Consider the following 26,989-nt stretch of genomic DNA (forward strand, 5'->3'; position numbering starts at 1 on the left):
GTGTTGCAAAATGAAATTTGCAGATTGCTGACAGGAGCTTATTTGTGTCATTGTCAGGGGTTTATTTATAGCTTCTTACCTAATTTTTTAAGTAATATCATGTCCGCCTAATTAGTTATAATTCCCGCATCTGTGCAAAAACCAGGAAACCCTCTTTCCCCCTGCCCCCTGCTCCCCTGCCGTCTTAATGATAAGTCTTGAACCGGACACGATATAAGCTATTGCACTTTGCCCTCTTGGCATCTAACCTGCGGGTTCTGCTTGCAGTGTCCGCGGCGCGAAACACAAAAAAAGGGATAAGCCCAAAAGCCTATCCCTCAAAAAATCAACTAATCAATGTATCAAGTTCCACTTGTCCAAGAATTGATATACTCAATTTGATCGGCAGTTAGGCTATCAATCTTAATACCAATAGCTTCCAACTTCAAACGAGCAATTTCTTGATCAACTTCAAGAGGAATTGAGTGCAAACCAGGTTCCAACTTACCCTTATTCTTCACCAGGTATTCACAGGCCAAAGCTTGGTTGGCAAAACTCATATCCATTACCGCGCTGGGGTGTCCTTCAGCCGCAGCTAGGTTAATCAAGCGTCCTTGCCCAAGAACGACAACTGATTTACCATTTTTCAATTTATACTCTTCAGTGAAAGGACGAACTTCCTTGATTTCCCTAGCTTGTGCAGCCAAGTATTTCAAATCAAGTTCCAAGTCAAAGTGACCAGAGTTACAAACGATCGCACCGTCTTTCATCACATCGAAGTGTTCACCGCGAACGACGTGCTTGTTACCAGTCACAGTAATAAAAATATCACCTTGGGGTGCAGCTTCAGCCATTGGTAGGACGCGGAAGCCATCCATCACGGCTTCAATTGCCTTGATAGGGTCGATTTCGGTGACGATGACGTTAGCACCCATCCCACGGGCGCGGAGGGCTGTACCTTTACCACACCAGCCATAACCGACGACAACAATGTTTTTACCAGCCAACAAAATATTTGTGGCGCGGATAATGCCATCTAGGGTTGATTGCCCAGTACCATAGCGATTATCAAAGAAGTGCTTGGTGTCGGCGTCGTTAACGTTGACTGCGGGGAAGGTAAGAACGCCTTCTCTAAACATGGCGCGTAACCGCACAATACCAGTGGTGGTTTCTTCGGTGCTACCAATTAAATCAGCAATTTGGTGTTGGCGTTGTTGTACCAGAGTTGCAACCACATCGCTACCGTCATCAACAATAATGTTGGGGCGATGATCTAAAGCTATTTGGACGTGGCGGTTATAAGTTTCGTTATCTTCACCTTTTTGAGCAAAGACGGGAATTTCATGATCGAGGACGAGGCTAGCGGCTACGTCATCTTGCGTTGATAAGGGGTTACTAGCAATTAAAAGCGCATCTGCACCACCGGCTTTCAGAGCGATCGCCAAATGTGCTGTTTCTGTTGTAATGTGGGCACAAGCTACAAGGCGTAAACCAGCGAAGGGCTTTTCGATAGCAAAGCGATCGCGAATTTGCCGCAAAACTGGCATTTCGCGTCCAGCCCATTCAATGCGCTGTCTTCCCAAGGCAGCTAGGCCGAGGTCTTTAACCTCGTGCTTTAATCGGGGAGAAGTTGCGGTCATCAAAAGTTACCTCAAAAAATTAAAAAAGTTACGTAAATTTTACGCACTCTACTAGATTATTCTACGACTGGCGATTTTTGCTTGAAAGAAAGCAAACTACTAGTCAATAGTCTTCAAAACTAGCTTGACGTTTGATCAGCGTAATGTCAACTTCATCCCCAAGTTCTTCTTTTTTGTTTTATCTTTGGTAAGAGTAAGACTCTTCTCAGTCTTAATCGCTGATTGTGAGTACAATGTCATCTGTCTAAAGATAGATAACAACCAAAAAAACATCAAAATTTCATCGTCTAAAGGGAAAACCTTAACTTTAGATAGGTACATTTACCCAAATTAATTGCGGAGGATGGTTATAGAAGTAGTCACTAGTAAATTTTACTCAAGGAGGTGTTTGAGTGCGCTTTCAATTTTTGGCGATCGCCAGTTCAATGGCCATAGGCGTTGTATCTGTGCCAAAAGCCACAGCCCAGATTCCTTTTTTCCCGCAACTGCAAGCTCCTAGCAGTGTGAGTAATGATTCAAATGATCGAGTTGTTTCGGGCTGGATTTATTTAGATGGTCGCCGGTTATTTCAGATAGCGGCATCAAAAACCAACTTTCCTGAGCGTTCAGAAGACATCCAAAAGAAGTTGGAGAAAATTAGTCAAAATTACTTTAAATCACCAGCAAATACAGTAGTCAAGGTAGAAGTTCGGAAAGTAAACGAATTACCAGTAATTTATGTCAACGGTCAATATCTGATGACCATCACTTCTGAGGATGCTGGACTGCGACAAGTAGATATATCAACATCGGCAAATCAAGTAGCGGAATCGTTACAAGAAGACTTGCAACAAGCAAAGCAAGAAAGGCAAACTCAATTTTTAATCGACCAAGGTAAAATTGCTGCCGGTACAGGACTGGCAATGATTGTGATGAGTTGGGGGGTATATAGCTGGCAAAGACGTTCCAAAAAGGATTTAGTAAATCCTATCGCCTCCCAACCCCCCAGAGGGCCGCTAAACTCCCCAATTTCACCAGTAGCTGCTCAACCAATTACTACACAACTGAATCAACAACAAAAGCTGCATCTCCAAGAAGTCAAAAGACGATTGTTTCAGCTAACTCAAGCCGGAATTTGGGGAGGTGGAAGCTTCTTTATTTTGGGTCTATTTCCCTATACACGAGGGGTTCAGCTAGGAATTCTCACCGCTGCCCAATTTCCTTTGCGATTAGGTATCGTGTTATTAGGAACCTATGTAGCAATCCGTTTGACCTACGCCCTAATTGACCGCTTCACCACCACTCTGATCAGCAGTGGTGCTTTATTGACTCCAGAAAGTTCTGAACGGCTACAACTGCGAGTTTCCACATTTTCTGGTGTGACTAAAAGTATTGCTACTGGTATCTGGGTGGGAATAGGCTTCTTGCTAGCGCTGGTATCATTGGGGATAGATATTGTTCCTTTGCTAGCGGGTGCCAGTTTAGTTGGTGTTGCAGTGTCTCTAGCTTCGCAAAACTTAATTAAAGATGCGATTAACGGTTTCCTGATCATTCTAGAAGATCAGTACGCTTTAGGCGATGTGATTAATGTGGGAGATGTAGGAGGCTTAGTAGAAAATCTGAATCTGCGGATGACCCAACTGCGGGATTCCGAAGGGCGCTTGATCACGATTCCCAATGGTGAAATTAAAGTTGTTGCCAATCTTTCTAGTCGTTGGTCACGAGCAGATTTAACAATCCCCATTGCCTACCAAGCTGATATTGAAAAGACTTTGAAGTTGATTGAAAGTATTGGCTTTGAGATGGATAAAGATCCGCAATGGCAGCGTCAAATTCTGGAAACACCGCAAGTTTTGGGAATAGATCAATTTGGCGATCGCGGTTTGATTATTCGCGTCTGGATTAAAACACAGCCCCTCAAGCAATGGGATGTAGCCCGGGAGTTTCGCCGCCGTCTGAAAGTTGCTCTAGACGAAGTTGGAATTTCCATTTCTGTGCCTCAACAAGCAATTTGGGTCAATGACGAGCAGTTATTAAATTTTCAGGGGAATGGTAAAGCTAATTAGGAATTTGCATTCATGACCGCATTTTTCATTTTATTAAACCAAACCCTGACCTCTCTTTTCTCAAGCTCCGGTGTACACACAAGTCCTAAAAACCTAGCTTGATCAGGCTTTCCTCGTTCTTATGCTCTGCATAGGAACGAGAGAATACAACACACGGGATGAATGCATATCTGTGCATTGGTATCAACTTCCAAGAAAAATCCTCAATCCCCAGAGGGGGCCGCACCTGACCCAATTTTGCGCGTTCGCCAACACTAAACCTTAATAAATTCTTATATTAATAAAAAGCTACTACCTTACTAACGAGTCTTGAACTTTTCACTGATTTATGTTTGTCAATACCTTCATCAAACGTCCAGTCCTGACGACGGTCTGTACGTTCATTATTTTGCTGCTGGGAAGCATCTGTATTCCGATCTTGCCGATTTCTCAGCTACCAGACCTGGCTCCGGTGCAAATCACCGTTAGCTCCAACAATATTGGTGCGGATGCTCAAACAACAGAAAGCACTGTCACCAACATTATTGAGCGACAAATTAATGGTGTTAAAGATGTATCTTATATATCTTCTAATACGGGTAATGATGGTTCTAGCAATATAACTGTTTCCTTCCCAACCAATGTCAATAGCGATATTGCTCAAGTAAACGTTCAAAATAAACAAGCACTTGCCGATCCGCAACTGCCAGATACAGTTCAACGAACAGGTGTCACTGTTGAAACGGCATCAAGCAGTCTGCTTCTGGTCTATGGGTTTTACTCAGAAAATAATGAGTATGACAACATTTTTATCAGTAACTATGTTGACCTGTATATTTTCGATCAGATCAAACGGCTTCCTGGTGTCGGAAGTGCGAGGGTTTTTGGGGAGCGCAAATATGCCATGCGTCTCTGGCTTGATCCCAACAAGCTTGCCCAACATCAACTAACTCCTCAAGATGTTACAGCCGCCCTGCAAGAACAAAATATTCAAGTGGGTGCAGGGGCGATTGGTAAGGAACCAGCACCAGATAATCAAAGCTTTGAATTTGCTTTACGGGCAACCAGTCGATTTAAAGATGCGGCTGAATTTGAAGATATGGTGCTGAAGGTGAGTCGAGGTGGCACTAATAGCACTACTAATAGCGCCACTAATAGCATCAGTAATAGCGCCACTAATAGCACCCTAGTTAAGGTCAGAGACATCGGTCGAGTTGAACTAGGAGCAGAGAGCTATCTCGCTGATGCTAAATTCACCATCCCCGGAAATGCTCCCAAGGCAGCTGTGGGTCTGGGTATATATCAACTTCCGGGTAGTAATGCCCTAAACGTTGCTCATGCTGTTGAAAACCAGATCAAAATATTAGAGAAGAATTTTCCACCTGGACTAAAAGCACAGTTGGCATTTGATACCACTCCATTTGTAGAAATTTCTTTAGAAGAAGTTCTGCACACTTTGGTTGAGGCGATTGTCCTAGTAGTCTTGGTAATTTTTGTCTTTTTGCAAGACTGGCGAACCACGATCATTCCCACTGTGGCGATCCCCGTTTCCTTAATTGGGACATGTGCGGCTCTGTTGGTTTTAGGATTTCAGATTAATACACTGACCTTATTTGGTTTCGTTCTGGCGATCGGGATCGTCGTCGATGATGCCATTATTGTGGTGGAGGCAGTTGCAGTTAAACTCGAGCAGGGCATGAGGCCCTTTGACGCCGCTGTCGAAGCAATGAAAGAGTTGACTGGGGCAATCATTGCCACTTCACTTGTACTCATGGCGGTATTTATTCCAGTTGCATTCATTCCCGGCACTACTGGGATTGTCTACAAACAATTTGCGTTAACCGTCGCTTGCTCCATTGCCATCTCGACCTTCAATGCCTTAACCTTCTCTCCGAGTATGGCAGCCATCCTCATGCGCCCGGCTCAGACTCCACGGGGCCCTTTAGGCTGGTTCTTTACGCAGTTTAATCGAGGATTTTCCTGGTTCACACGCCGATATGTCGGGTTTGTTAGCTACCTTACCCATGTCAAGCCGATTGTAATTGGGGTTTTCATCACTGGTTTAGTAGCAACGGTTTTGATGTACAGAGCAGTGCCTACTGGATTTATTCCAGAGGAAGATCAGGGTTACTTCTTTGTCATTGTCCAGGGGCCTGATGGGGTTTCTTTAAAATACACCGAATCTGTTATGGAGCGGGTTGCCAAAGAAGTAACATCGCTTCCTGAAGTTAGAGCTAGTTTTATGATCAGTGGCTTTGGTTTCGATGGCAATGCTTCTAATTTAGGCATTGCCTTTGCTAACCTCAAACCCTGGAAAGAGAGAGTTAAAGAATCTGAGTCTGTCTATGGCATACTTCAGAGGATGAACAAAAAGCTCTCTGCAATTACAGATGCCAGAGCGATCGCGGTAAATGCTCCTCCAGTTAGAGGGTTAAGTACTACGGGTGGTTTTGAGTTTATTATTCAAGACAAAACCGGAAGTGCGCCAATTCAAACCCTGGTTGATACTGCTAACAAATTCATTGCGGCGGCAAATAAAAAGCCTGTTCTCCAACGAGTCTTCACTCAATTCACCGCAGACACTCCCCAATTTGACATTCAGGTAAACCGCAACCAAGCTAAAGCTCTCAACGTCGAACTCAACGACATCTTTGGGACTTTGCAAAGTTACTTGGGGTCGCAATATGTGAATGACTTTGTGCAGGGACAGCGACAGTATCGAGTATATGTCCAAGCAGATGGGGTTTTCCGCTCTAATCCAGATGATATTGGCAAGCTGTATGTTCGCTCTGCCAGTGGGACGATGATCCCGTTGAGCAGTCTGGTGAAAGTTACTCCCTTTGTGGGGCCAAAAACCATCTCGCATTATAACTTGTACAGGTCAATCAAAGTACAAGGCGCTCCTGCTCCCGGTTCTAGTTCTGGAGAGGCAATTAAAGCGATGGAGGAAGTTGCAGCAGAGACCTTACCTCAAGGATTTGGTTACGAGTGGACAGGGACTTATCTCCAGGAAAAGACATCTGGGGGATCTACGGGCTTGATTTTTGCCTTAGCGATCGTGATTGTCTTTCTGGTGCTATCAGCTCAGTATGAAAGCTACGTTGACCCGATCATTATTTTGCTGACGGTTCCCCTAGCAGTCTTGGGAGCGATGACGGCGATTTGGCTACGTTCCAATATTTTCATGACAGGTAGCCTTTTCCCCAAAGTGGTGGATGATATCTATTGCCAGGTAGGTTTGGTGACTTTGATTGGTCTAGCCGCCAAAAACGCGATTTTAGTCGTGGAATTTGCCAATCAGTTGCATGAGCAGGGCATGAGCTACACACGGGCGGCGGTGAAAGCAGGGGAAGAACGTCTGCGACCGATCTTAATGACTTCCTTTGCAGCGCTGTTAGGATTTTTGCCCTTGGTAATCTCTCAAGGGGCTGGAGCCAGTAGCCGTTGGTCTTTAGGAACAGCGCTCTTTGGGGGGCTGATGCTGGCAACATTCTTGAGTTTGTTCTTAGTGCCAATTCTTTACATTTTAGTCAAGACCCTGGCTCAGGCTATATTTTCTCGGAAGCGATCGGGAGGTTCAAAACCTCCTGATTCTCCAAATGGAGCTTCGGGATCTAGACATGAAGTTCTTCCTGCTGGCTCAAGTCAGCCAGAGACACAACTCAGGTCTCAGCAGGATGGGATAACTTAACTTTTGCCCTTAATCGGCGGTTAAAAACTACACGCCAGTCGCCTCTCTCTTGGCGCTGGCGCCTCTCTTTGGGACTCCTACACAGTACTGGCTCGTCTACACGAGGCTTTATGCACGGAGGTGGGTTTCAAACCCTCAATTTTTTCTTAGTCCGGCAAAGAAATAATTCTGAGCGCCGGATACAGGCACTCAGAATTTTGAAGTGTTGGCAATCCTCTGCCGAATTAAGTAATAATAGTCACCCTACCTGTATCTAAATCGTAACGACCGCCGACAATTTTCAATTTGCCCGCTCGCACCTGTTCAGTTAAAAGCTGCGATCGCTTCAATCGTTCAATTTGATATTGCACATTTGCCACCACGGCGTTTTCAACTGCATCACCCGGCTGACCCTTGACCTTTTTTACGGCTGGTTTAATTGCCTTCACAAAAGTACCAATATCACCAAGTAACGATTCGTTCTGTACAGCGGCGGTTACAGCCCCACAACGCTCATGACCCATCACCATCAGCAGTGGAGAACCTAACAAGACAACCGCATATTCAATACTGCCGATCGCTTCACGTGTAGCAATATTTCCGGCAATCCGCACATCAAAAATGTCCCCAATGCCTTGATCGAAAACAATTTCTGCCGGGACTCGTGAATCCGCACAACTAAGAATAGTTGCAAATGGATGTTGAGCTTGAGCAACTTCGTGCAGCCGCAGCTCAGATTGATCGGGGTATTGGGGATGATGATCGACAAACCGCTGATTTCCCTCGATCAGCTTTTGTAAGGCGGCATCGGGATTGAGGGATTCAGCAGAAGTTGAGGGAATTTCGGCAGCTTTAGCCTGTTCTACCCGCCAGAGTAAATCGCTGGCAGATAGCATCATCCCAAACGCTCCGGTCATTCCCAACTTCAAAAAGTCACGACGTTCCATGAAATGCTTCATTGAATTTATAACTCTCTTAAATCGACGCGATACATCTGACAGAGCGAATTTCCATCACATCGGAAACGTAACAAGTACCTCCGAATTTATTCAGGAGTGGTCTGATATTTTCGACAACACGCTTGAGTTCTTCTGGCATACAAAATGCGAGGATGTAAACATTATCAAGCATGGTCATGTCTAAATCTTCTGTCGTTCCTCGTAATCCTTTACCAACCACATTGCGGATTACGGCATGGCTATGTACACCCGACTTGTCTAAACTCTCTAAAATTTTGGCAAGCTCAAAGGAGTTGGCGATAATTTCTATCTTTTTAACTACGTGCATATTATTACCTCCAGAATAGGTTAATTCCGTAGAGATATAGCGGAATTCCCACAATAATATTGAACGGAAATGTGACTGCTAGAGCGGTAGAAACATATAGGCTGGGATTTGCTTCGGGAACAGTCATCCGCATCGCTGCTGGCACAGCAATGTAAGAAGCGCTGGCACACAATACAGCGAATAACAGCGAATTTCCCTGAGGCATACCGATGAATTTGGCGATCGCTAACCCAATGCCTGCATTGAGTATTGGAATTAGTATGGCAAATAAAATCAGGAAAACTCCGGTTTTTTGCAAGTCTTTAATTCTTCTGGCAGCCACCAGTCCCATATCCAATAAAAAGAAGGTGAGAATGCCATAAAACAACCCTTGAGCAAAGGGTTCTAATACGTGCCAACCACGTTCTCCTGTCAAGACACCGATTAAGAGGCTACCAACTAGTAAAAAAACTGAACTATTAAGAAATGCTTCTTGCAAAACTTCCGACCAAGCAAACTCTCGCTTTTCATCGGCGGTGAATATACTCACCAAAATCAGACCAACAATGATCGCCGGAGATTCCATCAGGGCAAGAGCTGCTACCATGTAACCATCATACTGAATACCAAGCTCAGTTAAAAAAGCGCCGGCAGTGATGAAAGTGACGGCACTGATAGAACCGTAGGTTGCTGCGATCGCCGCAGCATCGTAAGTATCCAGTTTCCACTTTAAGATAAAAAAGGTGTAAATTGGAACAAAACAAGCCATCAACATTGCTGCCAGGAGTGTTAAAATTACTTCCTGATTCAGTCCGCTTTTAATTAGTTCTACCCCTCCTTTAAAACCAATAGCAAACAGCAAATACAACGAAAGGAGTTTGGGTACTGGTGGGGGAATTTCCAAATCAGACTTGACAAAAACAGCAGTCATGCCTAAAAAGAAAAACAAGATTGGCGGATTCAAAATGTTGGATACAATTAAGCTAAAATCCATATCCACCCCTCTTTATACTGGTAAAACCTGCAATTAAAGAAATTTTTCATCTTTAAAAATTTAACGGTTCAATGATGATGTATCGTGTATTGTTACCTAATGTCAATTGGGTACTCAAGGAGTGAATAGTCCGATTGGTGACTATACTCTCAGTTAGGTATGTACAGCGTTTTGCAAGCAAATAAACCACGGGCTAGGGAACATTCTCATGTCCCCATGAAAACGTATTGGGGCAATTTATTAATTTAATTGCCCCTAGTGTTGACAACAGAACAAGTTAGAGCTTGCTCATCATGTTTTGATGTTTGATTCCCCGTGGCTGATTTTACGACACAACGCGCCGGAATAACTCATAGCTAACTTTTCTACGTAGAAAAGTTAACGTATTGTCGGGACAATTCATGAATTGCCCCGACAGAAATTATATGTTTTTTCTGGTACAATATTTGTGGTAAACTTCACACACATTGGTGTCTGATGATGTGACGCCAGGCGTTCGCTTTTTCACATCTATGACAACAACCCTTGACTTTCTCAGTCACCTTAACCCTAGCCAACGTCAAGCTGTCGAACATTACTGCGGCCCGTTACTAGTTGTTGCTGGCGCAGGTTCCGGTAAAACACGAGCGCTGACTTATCGCATTGCAAATCTGATTCTGAAACACCGTGTAGATCCAGAAAATATCCTGGCGGTTACTTTTACCAATAAAGCCGCGCGGGAGATGAAAGAACGGATTCAAAGGCTGTTTGCAGAACAACTGGCGATGAAGCAACACGGTCAGCGGTTGGATTTGTTGACAGAATACCAACAAACGCTACTGCGATCGCAGGTTTACAAAAATACGATCAAAGACTTATGGTGTGGCACTTTCCATAGTCTCTTTTCTCGCATTCTCCGTTTTGATATTGAAAAATACGTAGACGAAAAAGGACGCAAGTGGAATCGCAATTTCTCTATCTTTGATGAATCAGATGTTATCAGTCTGATCAAAGAAATCGTTAATAAAGAGCTAAATTTAGACGATAAGAAGTTTGATGCTCGGTCTGTTCGCTACGCTATTAGTAATGCTAAAAACCAAGGTTTATCACCCCAAGAATTTGAGCAAGAACAACCAAATTATCGCGGACGGATAATTGCCCAAGTTTACAATTTATATCAAGATAAGTTAGCACAAAATAACGCTCTCGATTTTGACGATCTAATTCTTGTGCCAACTAGATTATTTCAACAAAATGAGCAGGTATTAGGTTACTGGCATCGCAAGTTTCGCCATATTCTCGTAGATGAATATCAAGATACTAACCGCACTCAGTATCAACTTATTAATTTATTAGTTACTAATGGCGAAACCAAAAAGAGCGAATGGCAATGGGAAAATCGCTCAGTTTTTGTTGTTGGTGATGCAGACCAATCAATTTACAGCTTTCGGATGGCAGATTTTACCATCTTGCTAGGATTTCAGGAAGACTTTGGCGATGGTTTGGTAGATGATGACACCCGAACGATGGTTAAGCTAGAAGAAAACTATCGTTCTTGTGAAAATATTTTGCAAGCGGCTAATGAACTGATTGAAAATAACACCCAACGGATTGATAAAGTCCTGAAAGCGACGCGGGGGTCTGGTGAACAGATTACTTGTCACAAAGCTGATGAAGAACTTGCAGAAGCGGCATTTGTAATTAATCAAATTAGCACTTTAGAACAGCAAAATCCAGAGTTAAACTGGGGTAGTTTTGCCATACTTTATCGGACGAATGCCCAATCTCGTCCCTTTGAAGAATTGTTGGTGAAATATCAAATTCCTTACACAGTTGTGGGGGGAATGAGATTTTACGATCGCAAAGAAATTAAAGATGTCGTTGCTTATTTAAGAGCGATAAATAACCCAGCTGATACAGTCAGTTTATTACGAGTTATTAATACTCCCCGGCGGGGAATTGGCAAAACCACTATTGACGCTTTGATGAACGCATCTCAGCAATTAGGGACAACTTTGTGGGAAATTCTCAGCGATGAAACATCAGTTAATACATTAGCTGGACGGGCTACAAAAGCTGTAAATAACTTTGCCGCAACGATCAGCCGTTGGCAAGCACAAGTCGCCACGCTTCCGGTGACAGAGGTTTTGCAAGGAATATTAGAAGACTCTGGTTACGTTCAAGACTTGATGAATCAAGGCACAGATGAAGCCACAGATCGGGTACAAAACGTTCAGGAACTTTATAACGCCGCATTGCAATTTCAAGAAGAAAACGAAGAGGTTTCCCTAAGAGATTTTCTAAGTAGCGCCGCCCTCAGTTCCGATTTGGATAACTTAAAAGAAGGACAGACAGCCGTTTCTTTGATGACTTTGCACGCATCCAAAGGTTTGGAATTTCCCGTAGTGTTTTTGGTGGGATTAGAACAAGGGCTATTTCCCGGCTACCGTTCCCTAAGCGATCCTGCATCTTTGGAAGAAGAACGCCGCTTGTGTTATGTGGGCATTACTCGCGCCCAAGAGAGGTTATTTTTATCACACGCGCGGGAACGTCGTTTGTATGGTTCTCGTGAACCTGCGATGCGATCGCAATTTCTCGACGAATTACCAGAAGAATTAATATCTACAAAACGCGCGAGTCGTCAAAGTTATACCAAAAGTGCCTCTACTCCGAATGGAAAACAAGACACAACGCAGAATTGGCAAGTAGGCGATCGAGTATTACATAAAACTTTTGGACTTGGTGAAATTACTCATGTTTTCGGAACAGGTAGTAAGATGTCTGTGGCAATTAAATTTGCTAGCTTAGGACAAAAAATTGTTGACCCAAGAGTAGCGCAGTTACAACGAGTAGAGTGATACAATCGCAAAAATCCGACTTCTCAAATAAAGCGGGGTTCTTGTTTTTTATATTTCAATTTCTTCAAAGTGTTCAACAGTGGGAAATGGCTCATAAAAATGATGCAGAAGTTTTTTCCACTCTTGATACTCAGCAGAATTTCTAAATCCAACAGTATGAGATTCTAAAGTTTCCCATCTAACAAGTAATAAGTATTTACCTTTAACTTCTATACATTTATGCAATTTATGGGATAAATATCCGTCCATTGAGGAAATAATTTTAGAAGCTTTTCTGAAAGTAGCTTCAAAATCGGATTCTAGACCAGGTTTAACATGAAGAATAACTGCCTCAAGAATCATAAAGTTTTGCGGTGATAATTAAGCTCAATGTTAACGCGATGTGCAACTTAATATTTTGACCTCTTTCCTTTTAGGCTATCCATTATCCGTGGTTAGTTGTTTTGTTACTAAACCGCAAAGTCATGATAATTGCAGCGATCGCTAAACCAATAGCCAGTCCCCACCAAAGACCAATCGCTCCATACCCCGACCAGATTCCGAAAGTATAACCAGCGAATAAACCAACACACCAATAAGCAAAAATACCAATCAACATAGGAATTCGAGTGTCTTTTAGTCCGCGTAATGCTGCCCCCGCAGTAACTTGCACACCGTCAACTATTTGAAAAATCGCTGCCACTCCCAGCAATTTCACTGCGAGGACAACCACATCTGCATTGTTTGGATCGTTAATGTCAATATAAAGAGAAATAATCGACTTTGGCACTAACCACAATGTAATGCCTATTACACCCATAGATAGAGCTGCAATGGCAATGCCTACATATCCAGCTAGACGAGTAGCAAGCAAATCATTCTGTCCAACTAACTGCCCAACACGTACTGTTGTCGCTAGAGAAATGCCCAGTGCAATCTGGAATGATATTGAAATTGTTTGTAAAGCAATTTGATGGGCAGCAAGAGCGTTTGTTCCTAATTGTCCTATTATGAAAGTAACAACGGTGAACAGTCCCCCTTCGACCGCAATCAGCCCCCCAATGGGCAATCCAACCTGAAAAATCTCGCCAATAATCCGGCGATGCTCTAGGGGAAAAGCTTTTTTAGATGAAGATCGAAAAATACTGTAAACTGCAAAGCGAGGCTGATTACATATATAAACTGTCAAAGCAACAAACATACTCCAAAGTGAGAGTGTGCTTGCCCAACCGATACCAGCTAAACCCAGCGCCGGAAATCCCAGTTTGCCAAACATCAGCACATAGTTAGCTGTGATGTTGAACAGAGTACCCAAAACCACAGTCACAATCACTAATTGCGGTTGCAACAGAGCAGAAAGAAAGCTTTTAAGTACTGCAAAGCCTAAAGCAGGAATAAAACCCAGTGCGATCGCCCTTAAAAAAATATCTGTTAGTGCTACTGTGTTAGCATCTTGCCCTAGTAGAAGTAGTAAAGCACTTCCATTGTAAAGCAGCAATGTAATTGGTATTCCTAGTACCAGAGATATCCCTAGTCCCAGGCGGACAATTGTGCCAACTTTTTCTCTATTTCCCGCCCCGTATGCTTGGGCAGCTAAGGGACTAACAGCAGAAACGATACCAGTAACGATCAACAGACAAAAACTAAAGATAATAGCTCCCAAACCTCCAGATGCAATAGTCTGACTCCCCAACCAGCCCATCATTACCGTATCCACAAAACCAGTTGCAGATTGAGCCAGTTGTGCTGCTGCTAAAGGTACGGCTAACACGAGGCATTTTTTAACTTCAGAAAACATAATGCTTATAACCCGATGTGAAGAACAAAGGGTTTTTCCAAAATCTAAACCCATGTTCAGGAGATGTTGCTCCTGGGAACTTGAATCTATCTTAATGGAGTAAGAGGACTCCCGTTACAGTCGTTTGCGCAGCATTCCGCAGGAAAGACTTAACGTGAGATGAATTACAACCAGGTAACAACTAAGGCGACAACTATCAAATATTTGGTTGATTTTGGTTTTCAACGTAATGTTTGAGTTGCTCAACTGTAGTTATCTAACTAAGCTGATTTTAATTGAATAATGCCTTTATCAAGAACGCGATTATCAGTAGCGATCGCACTTATTTCTATTCTATCTTTATACACTTCATAAGAGGCAAAACTTAAGTCACTGGTAGAATACCCTGTCCACTCAGAACGCCCTACAGGACGATTACCAGCACCTGCGCCACAAATTAAGTAAGTTGTACCATCAATAGAACGAGTGCGTTCATAATTATGTTCGTGGCCATTGATGTAAAGTTGAACGCCATATTTTTTAAATAGAGGAGTAAAAGTTTTAATAAAATCTGGATTATTCCCATATTGACCTGATGAATAAATCGGATGATGACCAAACACTACTTTCCAAGGAGCATTACTAAGACTTAATTCTTTTTCTAACCAAGGTAGCTGGTTTTTCCAATCAGCATTTACGTTAGTATCTAAAGCAAAAAATTGTACAGTTTCCCGGCGAAATGTATAGTAACGTCCCTTCATATTAAAGCCAGCATACTTGACTTGTGGATCACCATTAGCGGTACGAATATCGTGATTACCTAAACAAGCCTGAAATTTCACACCTTGCTTCAGTAAACTCTGGTAAGGACGCTCAAAAACTGCATTAATTTTTTCAATTTCGCCGTTATTGTAAATGTTGTCCCCAGCTAAAACGACTAAATCATAAGGATTTTTCTGATGATACGCATTCATCGCTCTAGCCACAGCATACTGTCCTTTAGCCCCAGTTCCCGTATCTGCTACAGACACAAAACGTAATAACAAGTCTTTTTTGGCTGGGTTGGCGGCTATAGCTGTTGTTGAATCGCTAATATCAGCACTTTGATGATTTTGATGAGCAAACATCCAGCTTAAAAATCCTGTACTAATGGCGCTAACACTACTTAAAAATAAAAATTGACGGCGTTTCAGTTTCATAAGTCACCAAATTTAATAAATACTCAGTTTAGCGGAAACAATGAGCAATGAAGTGATACATTAAGGCAAAAGAAGGCAGCACCAGTAATAATGTACGTTGTTTGTCTTTGATTCGCTGCTTTTGGTGAAAGTTCCATGTCACAAGACAATCAGTCAAAACCGACGGATGAGCAGATAACTCAACCTCCCCAAAAACCTTACCAGAGAGTTCAGCCTTTTTGGAAGGCTAAAATTATCCAACTTCTCCAAGGGACGATTGGGGTTTTAGAAGTAACTGTGGAGAAACTGGAGACAGCACCCCCACCTGGTTCTGAGGAAAAACCTGGTTTTTTTCAGCAGCTTCTGTTGAAGTGGGGTGGACTTTTAAGGACAATCCGCTTGTTTTTACCATCAAATTTGTCAACAAAGTTATCAGATACAGCTTTGACGGGAATTGTGACTGGAATTGCTGTAATTCTCGTTTGGGCGACTACAACTGTATTTACTGGTAAACCTACGGAAATAGCAACTGTTCCCCCGGTTGAAGAGGTTCCGATACCAACACCAACGATAACTACTCCACCGGAGTCAGTCGCACCAGAACCACAGCCGCCAGAGAAAATTACGCCGCCGCCAGAAGTACAAATTACGCCACCAACACCGGAACCGGAACCAGAACCAATTCCTACGCCAACGCCAACACCAACACTAACGCCGACACCCATCATAGAATTGACACCTGAACAAGCCTTGATTGCGGCTATTGAAAATCAAGTAGCCGAAATTAGCGATCGCATTGCCTCTGGTCTGATAAAGTCAATTCAAGCCAACTTCCGTACAAGTAACTTGACTGTCAAAATTACTAATGATTGGTACACTCTCAATGAATCTCAGCAAGACAAACTAGCTGCGGAGATATTACAACGCTCTCAAGAACTTGATTTTACTCATTTAGAAATTATTGATTCCCAAAATACACTCATAGCTCGTAACCCAGTTGTTGGGACTGAGATAGTAATTTTTAAACGGCAAACAGCAAGTTAAAATAATTCGTAATTTGGAGTTTAACTTAAGTATTTATGTTAGACAACGTTTTGCTATTGCTCAAAGCTTGTGATAACTTAAACATCAGTTATGAAATTCTTCATCCTTCGGAAAACTTAGTCAAAATAAAATTGAATAATAAACAGCATTATTTTTGTAACTATAGCACTCCGTTACTTAATCAAGCAGTAGCACACCTTATCAAAGATAAAGAATACACTTATCATGTTTTAAATAAAAAAGTTAAACTTCCTCGGACAGTAGGTTTTCTTTCTCCTTTTTGTGATACCCGATATAAAATTTACTTAAAATTTCCAACTATTCAAGATATCATATTGGAAATAAAAGAAAATTTTCAAACACCAGTAATTATTAAAAGAAACTCCGGTGCTAGCGGACATAATGTCTTTTTGTGTAAGAATCTAGATGAAATTGAAACTGCTTTAAAAGAAATTTTTAATATCAATAATAAGTATGATTACGTCGCTCTTGCTCAAGAATTTATTCACATCAAATCTGAGTATAGAGCGGTTTTCTTAAAAAAAGAGTTAGTTTTGCTCTATGAAAAAGATATAACTGATGCGAAATTTGTCGGTAATCTCAGTCCTCTACACTGGGATGGTGCAAAAGCCAAGTATATTAACGATCCAGAAATACTGTCAGCGATTGCTAATTTTGCTCAACCAGTTTTTGAAGAGTTAGACCTTGATTATGGTGGTTTTGATATTGTATTAGATCGAGATAATCAATATTGGTTAATTGAAATCAATTCTCATCCAAATTTTGGCATTTTTATTAGAGACAATGGAGAGGAGCCAATATTGAAAATTTTTGAAAAAATGCTCATTAGCCTAGCCTCAAATTGAAGAAATAAATCATCACAAATACGGCGATTCATCGCGTCTCTTGCTTAACTCCTAACTTACCACTCTCATTGTCTGAGTTGGTATCCATACAGTAAAAATCGAGCCGATACTTACAGTTGATTCTACTTCAATTCGACCTCGATGGAGTTCTACAAGTTGTTTAGTTAAAGCCAATCCCAGCCCAGTGCCTTCGTAGCGGCGGCGATAGGGTGTATCGAGTTGCTGAAATTTCTCAAACAGTAATGGTAATTGTTCTTCAGGAATGCCAATCCCGGTATCTTCCACTTGAAAAATAGCGGTATTATCTTCCACCCAAAGACGTAAGGTAACGCTGCCACTTTCAGGAGTAAATTTAATTGCATTAGTTAACAGATTCCAGAGGATTTGTTCTACTCGTTTTGCATCACCAATAAAGCGATCGCGCCTGGGATCGATTTGCAAATCAAGTATGAGATTAATTTGTTCGCTCGTTGCTTTTTTTTGCAGCGACTTCACAGCGTTTTCGGCAATATTCACTAAAGAAAATTCCGAAATATTTAAAGCCGTTTTACCAGCCTCGATTTGTGATAAATCGAGGATGTCGTTAATCATTCCTAATAAATGTTCTCCACTGTCGTGGATTGTTTGCAGATAACCCCGTTGTCGTTGGCTCAATTCACCCAAAGGCCAGCGTAATAACGTCGAAGACATTCCAATCACATAAGTTAAAGGCGTGAGCAATTCATGACTGATAGTAGCGAGAAACTCACTTCTGATCCGGCTAGCAGCTTCGGCGGCGAGGAGAGCATCACGCAGAGCCATTGTGCGCTCAATAACTCGTTGTTCGAGATTTTGTTTTTCTTGGGTGAGAGTTTGCATTAACTCAGCTTGGTGAATAGCGATCGCTAATTGTTCTGCGATCGCAACCAGCAAGTTTTTTTCGCTATCATTCCACTGGTGGGGTTCATCGCACTGATGAGCAATCAGCAATCCCCACAGTTTATCCTCAAACATTATTGGTGCAGCCAACTTAGCCTTAACTTGGCATTCCCTTAAAAAATTCAACAAACACTCTTCCAGAGCATAAGTTTTTTCGACATCATCCACAGCTAAGGTAAAACCTTGCTGATACTTCTCCCAACACCGAGAGGTTCGGATAAAGCAATTTTTCTCCGTGTAATTCAACACCGATGTAATAGCATCTGTAGCACGAGCTTCATAGACAATATAACCTCCATACTTTTGGCAGTCTCCTAGTAGAGATTGATTGTTTGTTGATATAAAAGGCGAGTGTCGATCGTTGTTTTCGTGTATATAAAAATAGATTTCGGCAGGTTCCCTAACTGATAGTTCCATACCTGTTGTCAGTGCCGTTTCATTGAAGGGAATAGTCTCAGACTGGTATGGTTGAGTATTTACTTGAGAACCTGCAAATTTATAAATTACTAATCTGTCTAATTCCAAAAACTCACGCACCTGTGTAATTGCCGTCGCCATAATGACAGGCAAATCCAGGCTTTTGCGGATCTGCGTTGTTACCTGATTCAATAGCCGCTCTTGAGAAATCTGTTTTTTTAAAGCATCTTCCACTGGCTGACAGATATAAACTGCTGGCCCAATTGGGCTTGGAGGTGCTATTATTTCTTGGTTTGGCTGAGTTAGGAGATATTCTAATAACAACAGCGTGAATTGACTTTGGAGTGTAGCATCATTAGGTCTAATAATTTGCCGATAGCGTTCGAGATTTTGGTGAGTATAAGAATCGCACTCAAACAAGTCTCTCAACTCGTAGATAAAAGAAGCGATCGCCTCCAAATTAAACGTCAACTGAGCATTGATTTCTGAGTAAATTCCTTGCCCCTCTGTTTCCCTGCTTCCTTGCTCAAAGGTTCCTACCAAAAGGACGCTAAATTGCTCAGAAAGCACTAATGTAAACTTTTGCCTTTGCCACTCCACAGGTATATAAATCCGCACCAACATAGCTTCTGTCAGTACTAGAGCGGCACTTCCCACCGTTTGAGCCATCTGTTCTAACAACTCCCCAAGCTGATTAAATACAACAATAGGCAAGGTTCGAGAAAAGCTCAAATCAGGAGAACTAAGCATTTTCAATCATTTTGGTAAGAGAGGGCTGAATGCAGGGAAAAAAGTTTGTTTTGATTATGTACTAACCAACAGTTTAAAACGGTAACACAGGATTATGCATCGTATAAGTAGCACATCGGGTGGATGGAATCAGTCAGAGGGGTTAATTTTTTTAGAACAAACTCCCGCGCCTTTCGTGTTGATTACGGCTGCTGATACCGACATTCAAACCTTGGCAGTTGCGGTGACAAAATTACCTGTAAGTTTTCCTGCATTAAGAGTCGCCAACCTATTGCAGTTGCAGCAACAATTAAGTATAGATACTTACGGTGAGCAAGTTTTGGAACTTGCCCAAGTAATTATTTTGCGCCTATTAGGAGGACGTTCTTACTGGGGTTATGGATTAGAAGTAGTGCAAGAAATTGTGCAACGAAATGGTAGAACCCTCATTGTAATGCCAGGGGATGACGCTTTTGATCCCGATTTAATTTCCCAGTCTACCCTGCCCTTGGGTGTTGTTAACCAGGTATGGCAGTATTTTAGCGAAGGCGGCGTGGAAAATTTCGTTAATGCTCTGCAATTTATCTCCGATAGTTGCTTATTAACTGCATATAATCCCCCGCCACCTCAGCCGATTCCGCGTGTGGGATTGTATGAGTGGGGATTGGGGACTGGGGACTGGGGAAGGGGAGAGTTACAAATATATTCATCCACCTCAGAACTGGATTCATCCACCTCAGAACTCCGTTCATCCACCTCAGAACTGGATTCATCCACCTCAGAACTCCGTTCATCCACCTCGGAACTGGATTCATCCACCTCAGAATCTCAAATCTCTCAATCCCCAGTCCCCAATCCCCAGTCCCCAGTCCCCAATCCCCAATCCCCAATCCCCAAAATTGGCATCCTTTTCTACCGCGCTCATTATTTAGCGGGGAATACCAAAGTAATTGATGCTTTATGCGAAGCTTTGGTACAGAAAAATTTACAACCAGTGCCAGTATTTGTTTCTTCATTGCGTGAACCAGATGTTCAAGTTGAGTTGAGTGAATTTTTTCAACCCAAAGAAGCTGAATCAATTGCTGTACTGCTAAATACCACCAGTTTTTCTCTAGCACGCTTGGAAAGCGAAACACCCCAAACCGAACTTTGGCAAAAATTAGATGTGCCTGTGTTGCAGGTAATCCTCAGTGGCGGATCGATTGAGCAGTGGGAGTCACAGTTTCAAGGGCTTTCTCCCCGTGATATTGGGATGAATGTGGCGCTACCAGAAGTAGATGGGCGGATTATTACTCGTGCTGTGTCTTTTAAAGCATTGCAAACTCGTAATCCCCATTTAGAAACAGATGTGGTAATTTATGAACCAGTGAGCGATCGCATTGAGTTCGTTGCTAAACTAGCAGCAAATTGGGCGCGTCTACGTTCCAAACCACCCCAAGAACGTCGAATTGCCTTAATTCTGGCAAACTACCCCAACCGCAATGGCCGCCTCGCCAATGGTGTGGGACTCGACACCCCAGCTAGTTGTGTAGAAATCCTGCAAGCTTTACATCAGGCTGGTTATGAAGTAGAAAATCCACCTGCTCAAGGAGACGAGTTGATTCAACGGCTGACAGATGGCGTAACCAACGATCCGGAAGGTAGAGAATCGCTTCCGGTACACCAAAGTGTTTCTTGGGAAGAATACCAAGAATATTTCGCTTCATTACCGCCAGCAGTTCAGCAAGGTATTAGTGAACGGTGGGGAAACTTAGAACAAGGAAGCAATCAACAATTATTCCCCTCTGCCCCTCTGCCCCCCTACCCCTCTGCCTCCATCCCCGTTCCCGGAATCCAACTCGGCAACATCTTCGTGGGAATTCAGCCAGCAAGGGGTTATGATAATGACCCCAGTTTGAATTATCATGCGCCGGATTTAGAACCAACTCATGCTTATTTAGCTTTCTACTATTGGGTTAGAGAAACTTTTGGTGCTGATGCTGTAGTTCATGTAGGGAAACACGGAAATCTAGAATGGCTACCGGGTAAAAGTGTGGCTTTATCGAGTAATTGTTATCCAGAAGTAGCTTTCGGCGCACTTCCCCACCTGTACCCGTTTATTGTCAACGATCCTGGTGAAGGTTCCCAAGCCAAACGTCGCGCTCAAGCGGTGATTATAGATCACCTCACGCCACCGATGACTCGCGCGGAACTCTACGGTTCTTTACAACAGTTAGAAAATTTAATTGATGAGTATTATGAAGCTGACAGTTTAGATCCTTCGCGTTTGCCAGTGATTCGCGATCGCATCCACGAATTGGTGATCAAAGAAAATCTCCATCTAGATTTAGGAATCCAAAATGAAACAGAAATTTTTAATTCTGAATCTCTGGTTTTAAATTCCATCGGTGGCTATCTTTGTGAATTGAAAGAAGCCCAAATCCGCGATGGCTTGCACATTTTTGGGCAATGTCCCCAAGGAAGGCAACTGCGAGATTTAATAGTAGCGATCGCTCGTATCCCCAATCGCCATTCTCCAGGTATTACCCGTGCGATCGCTCAAGATTGGGGGCTAGACTTCGACCCCCTCACAGCCGATTTGTCAATGACTAGTGGTGAATACTCAATAGTCAATGGCACAGAATGCCGTACCCTCGGTGATATTGTCGAAGTCCTAGAAGAACACGCCGCCCTCTTAGTAGAACAACTAATAAATCAAAACTCTTGTAGAGACGCGATTCATCGCGTCTTTGCTGGGGGGGGAGACGCGATGAATCGCGTTTCTACCTGGATACGCGATCGCCTCCTCCCAGCCTTACAAAAAACCGATCAAGAAATCACCCACTTATTACATGGACTAGATGGCGGATATGTCCCCAGCGCTCCATCTGGCGCACCCACACGCGGCCGCCCGGAAGTTCTACCAACAGGGAGAAACTTTTATTCTGTCGATATTCGTGCCATTCCCACCGAAACAGCTTGGGATATTGGCAGAAAAGCCGCCGAAACACTCGTTGAATATTACACTCAAGAACATGGTGAGTATCCCAAAACACTAGGCTTATCATTGTGGGGAACAGCCACCATGAGAACAGGCGGTGATGACATTGCCGAAGCCTTAGCTTTACTCGGAGTCCAGCCTGTATGGGATGGTGCAGCACGGCGAGTAGTAGATTTTGAAATTTTGCCCCTAGCGATTTTGGGGCGTCCCCGTGTAGATGTCACCTTGCGAATTTCGGGATTCTTCCGCGATGCTTTTCCCAACTTAATTGACTTATTCGATCAAGCAGTATCAGCAGTAGCAGACTTGGATGAACCGCCAGAACAAAATCCTCTAGCCGATGCGGTTCGTCAAGAGACTGAATTGTGGACAAGCCAAGGATTAACTTTAGAAGAAGCCGTGGTGCGATCGCGTTATCGCATCTTTGGTTCTCGTCCAGGTGCTTACGGCACCGGACTCCAAGGTTTAATCGAATCGCAAAACTGGACAGATGACGAAGATTTAGCCCGCGCCTACATTAACTGGAGTTCTTACGCCTATTCTTCGGGAGCAGGAGCAGGGGGAGCGGGGGGAGCAGGGGAAGCAGGGGGAGCAGGGGAGGATAAAATTTCCAATCCCCAATCCCCAATCCCCAGTCCCCAGTCACCAGTGCCCAATAACGAAGCCTTCAAGCAACGCTTGTCCCAAATGCAAGTTGTCCTGCACAATCAAGATAACCGCGAACACGACCTACTCGATTCTGATGATTATTACCAATTTCAGGGTGGCTTAACAGCAGCGGTGCGTTCTCTACAGGGAAAAAATCCCCAAACCTATTTTGGAGATAATTCTATACCCGCCCAACCACGCGTTCGTCAACTGAAAGCAGAAATTGCCCGAGTGTATCGTTCTCGCGTAGTTAATCCCAAATGGATTGCAGGAGTAATGCGCCACGGATACAAGGGAGCATTTGAAATGGCAGCGACGGTAGATTATCTATTCGCCTACGATGCAACCGCAAAATGTGTCGAAGATTACATGTATCAAGGCATAGTAGATGCTTATTTACTCGATCCAGTTGTTGTAGAATTTATTCAGCAAAAGAACCCTTACGCACTGCGTGATATTGCTGAAAAATTATTAGAAGCACACAAGCGCAATTTATGGGAGGATGTAAACATAGGAACATTAGAAGCTTTGAGGAACCTAGTACATCAAGCTGAAGCAGTTATCGAAGAAAAATCAATGGTGTAGGAAACAAATATGGAAAATCTTGCGTATTTGCACCTAGCTTTCGCCTACGAAGACAGCACACCCAGTGAATTGGTCTCCCTCAGTTCTTTGTTTAAGGACGCAGCTGCACCAGACTGGAAAAGGCTTTCAGGTAGGGCTTGGAAGTATATGTTGCCCCTTGCTCTGTCTTTATCTATTCTTGGCGCTGTCAGCAGCGTCATGGCACTAGAAAAAGGCGATCAAGGCCCTTCTGTCAGAAATCTACAACAAAAGTTGAAAACAGCAGGTTTTTACCAAGCTTCTGTTACCCAAGTATATGACGTATCCACACAAGAAGCTGTGCGGCGCTTCCAAAAGTCTGCTGGTTTACCAGTGGACGGCATTGTTGGAGCAAGCACCCTGCAAAAATTAGAAAGTTGGCAAGCCAAAAAGTCCACAACTGTGGCTACACAAGCTAAAAAAACCACTGCTGTAAGTGCACAAGCCAAAAAGCCCAGCACTACTAGTTCAGCTAGTTCAGCCACCAGCAAGCGCCGCAGTCCCAACTACCTCGCTAAGGGGGATGAAGGTGAAGATGTCAGAGCTTTGCAAGAACGGTTAAGAGTCGCAGGCTTTTATTACGGAAACGCCACAGGAATATTTGGCCCAATTACTGAAGAATCTGTCAAGCGGTTCCAAGATTCTTACAAATTAAGCGTTGATGGAATTGCAGGCCCAGCAACATTGGGTAAATTGCCGGGAGTTGGCATCGGTGATGGAGAAGAGGCTCCCAAAAAGGTAGTCAATCGAGACAAACTTCGTGTAGGCGATCGCGGTGAGCCAGTTAGAATTGTTCAAGAACAATTGATCCAGGCAGGATATTTAGAGGGAGAGCCAAATGGCTACTATGGCCCCTATACTGCCGATGCTGTACGCCGATTTCAGGCAGCTAACTTCTTGAGTGCAAGTGGTGTTGCTGGCCCAACTACACGAGCTAAGTTATATAGCTCAGTTAATACTGCTAGCAAAAGCGAATTTAATACCTTAGAAATTCAAACCCGACTACGGGAGCGGGGTTTTTATAAAGGCAAGCTGAATGGTGTGATGGCAGATGACACCAAAAAAGCGATTAAACAAGCCCAGGAATTCTACGGCATCAGTCTCAAGGATCTTAAGAGCGGACGCTTTTAACATCCGCTTTGGTGTTTTTAGTATCACTTCCCAACTGGTTGCTTGCCTCCAGTAACAGCAAATTACGAACTGCTCAGATTCCATTTATTTGGTAAATTTGAGTAGTTTCGTCTTATTTATCTACCCACGCACTAAAGCGGCATCAGCGCCCGTTGGCACTTGGGGCACACTGCATGAATGGTCATTTGACAGTCCAGTAGGTGAAAACCTTCTTTTTGAGCGGTTTTTGACCCAATTTTTAAAATTGAATCATTTTTAAACTCAATAGTTGAGTTGCATCGAACACAAATTAAGTGATGGTGGTGATGAGGATAGGGCTGGTTGATCTCATAATGCTTATGTCCCTCGCCCAATTCTAGTTCCCGTAAAATTCCCATCCTGGCCATCAACTTCAAAGTCCGATAAATAGTTGACAGACTGATCCCTTCACCATCAGTTTCTAGCCGATGATAAAGATCCTCCGCACTCAGATGTTCACCTTGCGGAAGTTCTTGAAAAATGTGTAAAATTGTTTCGCGCTGGGGAGTTAATCGCCAGCCTCGTTCGTTCAGTTCTGCCTTGAGTGAAGTAGTTGTGTAGACAGTCATACTAATAGTTCTCAACAAAGCTTGTTAGTTGAGAATATAACAAATCTTGGGAGCAATTTGCAACAATCATTGCCTATTGAGAATTCTTACTAAATATTTAAGAACAATTCATCAAATCTTGAGCAAAATTCAAGTAATAAGCTGTAGTGCATTTAATTTGCATACAGCTAATAGTTAGGATACTTGTAACGATTGCATCCCTTGACTTTGAATTTTGCATAAGTTAAATTTGAATTGGTTAGTTGCTCCCCACGTTCAAGATATCTGAGCAAAAATTTGGGGAAAACTCTTATACAGTTTAATGCCAATTATTTGCTGTAAGCCTACAAAAGGCTTTTAAGCTGGGAATTAAATCAGCTTTTTGTCCCTAGTCATTTGTCAAGTGTAGTTTTCTAATGACAAATGACTAATGACAAATGACTAACTTAGAGACTCCAAATAGTCGCGGATGAGGTTGCGACGCTTGGGTTGACGTAACTTTTGCAAAGCCTTGGATTCAATTTGGCGGACTCGTTCGCGCGACAAGTCAAGAGCGCGGCCAATTTCCGCTAAAGAATAAGGATGACCATCTGCTAAACCAAACCGCATTAGAATTACATCGCGCTCCCGGCTAGTCAAATCTGACAGCAGATGATGCAAATCTCTTTGTAAAGATTCTCGCATTAACATCTCTTCTGGAGTTACACTGTCAGTTTCGAGTAATTCGCCTAACTCAGTGTCTTTATCCTTGCCTACCTTGGTTTCTAAAGAAACGGAGCGAGGAACCCGCAACAAAACTTCTCGCACTTGGGTCGGTGTCATCTCTAACTCTGTTGCTAAATCTTCTAGAGTTGGAGTGCGACCTTTTTCTTGAGCAATTTTGCGTTGAGCCTTTTTGATTTTGTTTAACTTTTCGGTGATGTGAACCGGTAGGCGAATCGTGCGACTAGAAGTAGCGATCGCTCGGGTAATTCCCTGACGAATCCACCAGTAAGCATAAGTACTGAAGCGATAACCCTTAGTTGGGTCAAATTTTTCTACAGCCCGCTCCAAACCTAATGTACCTTCTTGGACTAAATCCAACAATTCCAAGCCGCGATTTTGATACTTCTTAGCAACAGACACAACTAGACGAAGATTCGCCTTAATCATGTGTTCTTTTGCTTGGAGTCCTTGGGACTGAACTTGCTCCAACTCTTCTACTGTCAACTTGGCGATTTCAGCCCAGCGACGTTTGCCATCTGCCAAAGTCGGTCTGAGATCCGGTACCATTATGCCAGCAGTGGCAGCCCATCTTTCCAAAGACGGGCGATGTCCTAGTTCCGAGGTTAGACGTTCTTGAACTTCAATTAATCGGAGATAAGGTGAAATCACTTCATCCCCTTGCTTGGCCGCGTTAGCAAGCACTATCCGCATCCGCAAGTAGCGCTGGACTTTTTGAGCTTCTGAAACCTCTTCATCCCGCCCTAACAAGCGAACTCGACCAATTTCTTGAAGATATAGACGTACTAGGTCTGTACTCCGACGGTTAGTGTTAGCAGCAAAGTTTGCATGGTCAACAGAAGCGATCTCTAGCTCCTGTAGGTCATCTACCGATAACTCACTGTCATCAACCGTGAGATCCGAGTCCAAAGCCTGGCGGGACTTTTTGGTGTTGTAGGGGGCATCTGCATAAAAAGATGTTGCTGGCATAAAGATCGTCTCAATGGCTCCAGGTAACAATAGATTACGGTCAGCTTAGAT

17 protein-coding genes are annotated in these 26,989 nt (G+C 43.1%); 7 read left to right on the top strand and 10 right to left on the bottom strand.

All coding sequences use genetic code 11. The features are described 5' to 3' along the window. Positions 1–341: 341 nt before the first annotated feature. Positions 342–1,619: an adenosylhomocysteinase gene (gene ahcY / locus HWQ44_RS01680; protein WP_292713938.1), complete on the bottom strand. Its 1,278-nt coding sequence runs from the start codon at positions 1,617–1,619 to the stop codon at positions 342–344. A gap of 392 nt (positions 1,620–2,011) precedes the next feature. Here ahcY and HWQ44_RS01685 point away from each other — a divergent pair, with 392 nt between their 5' ends. Continuing rightward, positions 2,012–3,664 carry a mechanosensitive ion channel family protein gene (locus tag HWQ44_RS01685; protein WP_292713939.1) on the top strand — a complete coding sequence of 551 codons (1,653 nt, stop codon included), beginning with the start codon at positions 2,012–2,014 and terminating at the stop codon, positions 3,662–3,664. 328 nt (positions 3,665–3,992) lie between these two features. Beyond that, positions 3,993–7,334: an efflux RND transporter permease subunit gene (locus HWQ44_RS01690; protein ID WP_292713940.1), complete on the top strand. Its 3,342-nt coding sequence runs from the start codon at positions 3,993–3,995 to the stop codon at positions 7,332–7,334. 224 nt (positions 7,335–7,558) lie between these two features. Here HWQ44_RS01690 and HWQ44_RS01695 read toward each other — a convergent pair whose 3' ends face one another. From HWQ44_RS01695 to HWQ44_RS01705, 3 genes are read right to left on the bottom strand one after another with little or no spacing between them, the layout of a single operon-like run. Beyond that, entirely contained in the window at positions 7,559–8,260 is a 702-nt protein-coding gene (locus HWQ44_RS01695; RefSeq protein ID WP_292713987.1) for a carbonic anhydrase, read from the bottom strand. Positions 8,261–8,288: 28 nt separating this feature from the next. Then, positions 8,289–8,600, bottom strand: a complete 312-nt coding sequence (locus HWQ44_RS01700) for a P-II family nitrogen regulator (RefSeq protein WP_292713941.1) — start codon at positions 8,598–8,600, stop codon at positions 8,289–8,291. Positions 8,601–8,604: 4 nt separating this feature from the next. Then, positions 8,605–9,573, bottom strand: a complete 969-nt coding sequence (locus HWQ44_RS01705; protein ID WP_094349023.1) for a sodium-dependent bicarbonate transport family permease — start codon at positions 9,571–9,573, stop codon at positions 8,605–8,607. 512 nt (positions 9,574–10,085) lie between these two features. On the opposite strand from HWQ44_RS01705, the gene pcrA reads away from it, so the two are divergent. Beyond that, entirely contained in the window at positions 10,086–12,410 is a 2,325-nt protein-coding gene (gene pcrA / locus HWQ44_RS01710; protein WP_292713943.1) for a DNA helicase PcrA, read from the top strand. A gap of 48 nt (positions 12,411–12,458) precedes the next feature. On the opposite strand, the gene HWQ44_RS01715 is transcribed toward pcrA, so the two are convergent. The 3 genes from HWQ44_RS01715 to HWQ44_RS01725 form a co-directional block, all read right to left on the bottom strand. Continuing rightward, positions 12,459–12,752 carry an antibiotic biosynthesis monooxygenase gene (locus HWQ44_RS01715; RefSeq protein ID WP_292713945.1) on the bottom strand — a complete coding sequence of 98 codons (294 nt, stop codon included), beginning with the start codon at positions 12,750–12,752 and terminating at the stop codon, positions 12,459–12,461. 82 nt (positions 12,753–12,834) lie between these two features. After that, on the bottom strand, positions 12,835–14,187 hold the full coding sequence (locus HWQ44_RS01720) for an MATE family efflux transporter (protein ID WP_292713948.1): 1,353 nt from the start codon (positions 14,185–14,187) through the stop codon (positions 12,835–12,837). Positions 14,188–14,447: 260 nt separating this feature from the next. Beyond that, positions 14,448–15,365, bottom strand: coding sequence for a metallophosphoesterase (locus tag HWQ44_RS01725; RefSeq protein ID WP_292713950.1), 918 nt, complete (start codon positions 15,363–15,365; stop codon positions 14,448–14,450). A 135-nt stretch (positions 15,366–15,500) separates the two neighbouring features. Here HWQ44_RS01725 and HWQ44_RS01730 point away from each other — a divergent pair, with 135 nt between their 5' ends. Both HWQ44_RS01730 and HWQ44_RS01735 read left to right on the top strand, forming a co-directional pair. Then, positions 15,501–16,388 carry a hypothetical protein gene (locus tag HWQ44_RS01730; protein WP_292713952.1) on the top strand — a complete coding sequence of 296 codons (888 nt, stop codon included), beginning with the start codon at positions 15,501–15,503 and terminating at the stop codon, positions 16,386–16,388. 35 nt (positions 16,389–16,423) lie between these two features. After that, a complete protein-coding gene (locus HWQ44_RS01735; RefSeq protein ID WP_292713954.1) occupies positions 16,424–17,254 on the top strand; it encodes a YheC/YheD family protein in 831 nt (276 codons plus the stop codon). Positions 17,255–17,305: 51 nt separating this feature from the next. On the opposite strand, the gene HWQ44_RS01740 is transcribed toward HWQ44_RS01735, so the two are convergent. After that, positions 17,306–19,339, bottom strand: a complete 2,034-nt coding sequence (locus HWQ44_RS01740; RefSeq protein ID WP_292713956.1) for a GAF domain-containing sensor histidine kinase — start codon at positions 19,337–19,339, stop codon at positions 17,306–17,308. A gap of 94 nt (positions 19,340–19,433) precedes the next feature. On the opposite strand from HWQ44_RS01740, the gene cobN reads away from it, so the two are divergent. Both cobN and HWQ44_RS01750 read left to right on the top strand, forming a co-directional pair. Further along, the gene (cobN, locus tag HWQ44_RS01745; RefSeq protein WP_292713958.1) at positions 19,434–23,531 is read left to right on the top strand and encodes a cobaltochelatase subunit CobN; all 4,098 of its coding nucleotides are present in this window, start codon (positions 19,434–19,436) and stop codon (positions 23,529–23,531) included. 9 nt (positions 23,532–23,540) lie between these two features. After that, on the top strand, positions 23,541–24,680 hold the full coding sequence (locus HWQ44_RS01750) for a peptidoglycan-binding protein (RefSeq protein WP_292713960.1): 1,140 nt from the start codon (positions 23,541–23,543) through the stop codon (positions 24,678–24,680). Between the two features lie 131 nt (positions 24,681–24,811). Here HWQ44_RS01750 and HWQ44_RS01755 read toward each other — a convergent pair whose 3' ends face one another. Both HWQ44_RS01755 and sigC read right to left on the bottom strand, forming a co-directional pair. Beyond that, the gene (locus tag HWQ44_RS01755; RefSeq protein WP_012407750.1) at positions 24,812–25,267 is read right to left on the bottom strand and encodes a Fur family transcriptional regulator; all 456 of its coding nucleotides are present in this window, start codon (positions 25,265–25,267) and stop codon (positions 24,812–24,814) included. A 420-nt stretch (positions 25,268–25,687) separates the two neighbouring features. Continuing rightward, the gene (gene sigC, locus HWQ44_RS01760; RefSeq protein ID WP_292713962.1) at positions 25,688–26,938 is read right to left on the bottom strand and encodes an RNA polymerase sigma factor SigC; all 1,251 of its coding nucleotides are present in this window, start codon (positions 26,936–26,938) and stop codon (positions 25,688–25,690) included. Between the last annotated feature and the right edge of the window lie 51 nt (positions 26,939–26,989).

The sequence above is a fragment of the Nostoc sp. JL34 genome, assembly GCF_017114945.1.
Classification (GTDB): domain Bacteria; phylum Cyanobacteriota; class Cyanobacteriia; order Cyanobacteriales; family Nostocaceae; genus Nostoc.

Excerpts from the sequence above, each read along its gene's own strand:
- HWQ44_RS01690 (WP_292713940.1), top strand. The coding sequence starts at position 3,993 with ATGTTTGTCAATACCTTCATCAAACGTCCAGTCCTGACGACGGTCTGT.
- sigC (WP_292713962.1), bottom strand. The coding sequence starts at position 26,938 with ATGCCAGCAACATCTTTTTATGCAGATGCCCCCTACAACACCAAAAAG.
- HWQ44_RS01725 (WP_292713950.1), bottom strand. The coding sequence starts at position 15,365 with ATGAAACTGAAACGCCGTCAATTTTTATTTTTAAGTAGTGTTAGCGCC.
- HWQ44_RS01750 (WP_292713960.1), top strand. The coding sequence starts at position 23,541 with ATGGAAAATCTTGCGTATTTGCACCTAGCTTTCGCCTACGAAGACAGC.
- HWQ44_RS01740 (WP_292713956.1), bottom strand. The coding sequence starts at position 19,339 with ATGCTTAGTTCTCCTGATTTGAGCTTTTCTCGAACCTTGCCTATTGTT.
- HWQ44_RS01755 (WP_012407750.1), bottom strand. The coding sequence starts at position 25,267 with ATGACTGTCTACACAACTACTTCACTCAAGGCAGAACTGAACGAACGA.
- HWQ44_RS01700 (WP_292713941.1), bottom strand. The coding sequence starts at position 8,600 with ATGCACGTAGTTAAAAAGATAGAAATTATCGCCAACTCCTTTGAGCTT.
- HWQ44_RS01715 (WP_292713945.1), bottom strand. The coding sequence starts at position 12,752 with ATGATTCTTGAGGCAGTTATTCTTCATGTTAAACCTGGTCTAGAATCC.
- cobN (WP_292713958.1), top strand. The coding sequence starts at position 19,434 with ATGCATCGTATAAGTAGCACATCGGGTGGATGGAATCAGTCAGAGGGG.
- HWQ44_RS01705 (WP_094349023.1), bottom strand. The coding sequence starts at position 9,573 with ATGGATTTTAGCTTAATTGTATCCAACATTTTGAATCCGCCAATCTTG.
- HWQ44_RS01695 (WP_292713987.1), bottom strand. The coding sequence starts at position 8,260 with ATGGAACGTCGTGACTTTTTGAAGTTGGGAATGACCGGAGCGTTTGGG.
- HWQ44_RS01720 (WP_292713948.1), bottom strand. The coding sequence starts at position 14,187 with ATGTTTTCTGAAGTTAAAAAATGCCTCGTGTTAGCCGTACCTTTAGCA.
- HWQ44_RS01730 (WP_292713952.1), top strand. The coding sequence starts at position 15,501 with ATGTCACAAGACAATCAGTCAAAACCGACGGATGAGCAGATAACTCAA.
- ahcY (WP_292713938.1), bottom strand. The coding sequence starts at position 1,619 with ATGACCGCAACTTCTCCCCGATTAAAGCACGAGGTTAAAGACCTCGGC.
- pcrA (WP_292713943.1), top strand. The coding sequence starts at position 10,086 with ATGACAACAACCCTTGACTTTCTCAGTCACCTTAACCCTAGCCAACGT.
- HWQ44_RS01735 (WP_292713954.1), top strand. The coding sequence starts at position 16,424 with ATGTTAGACAACGTTTTGCTATTGCTCAAAGCTTGTGATAACTTAAAC.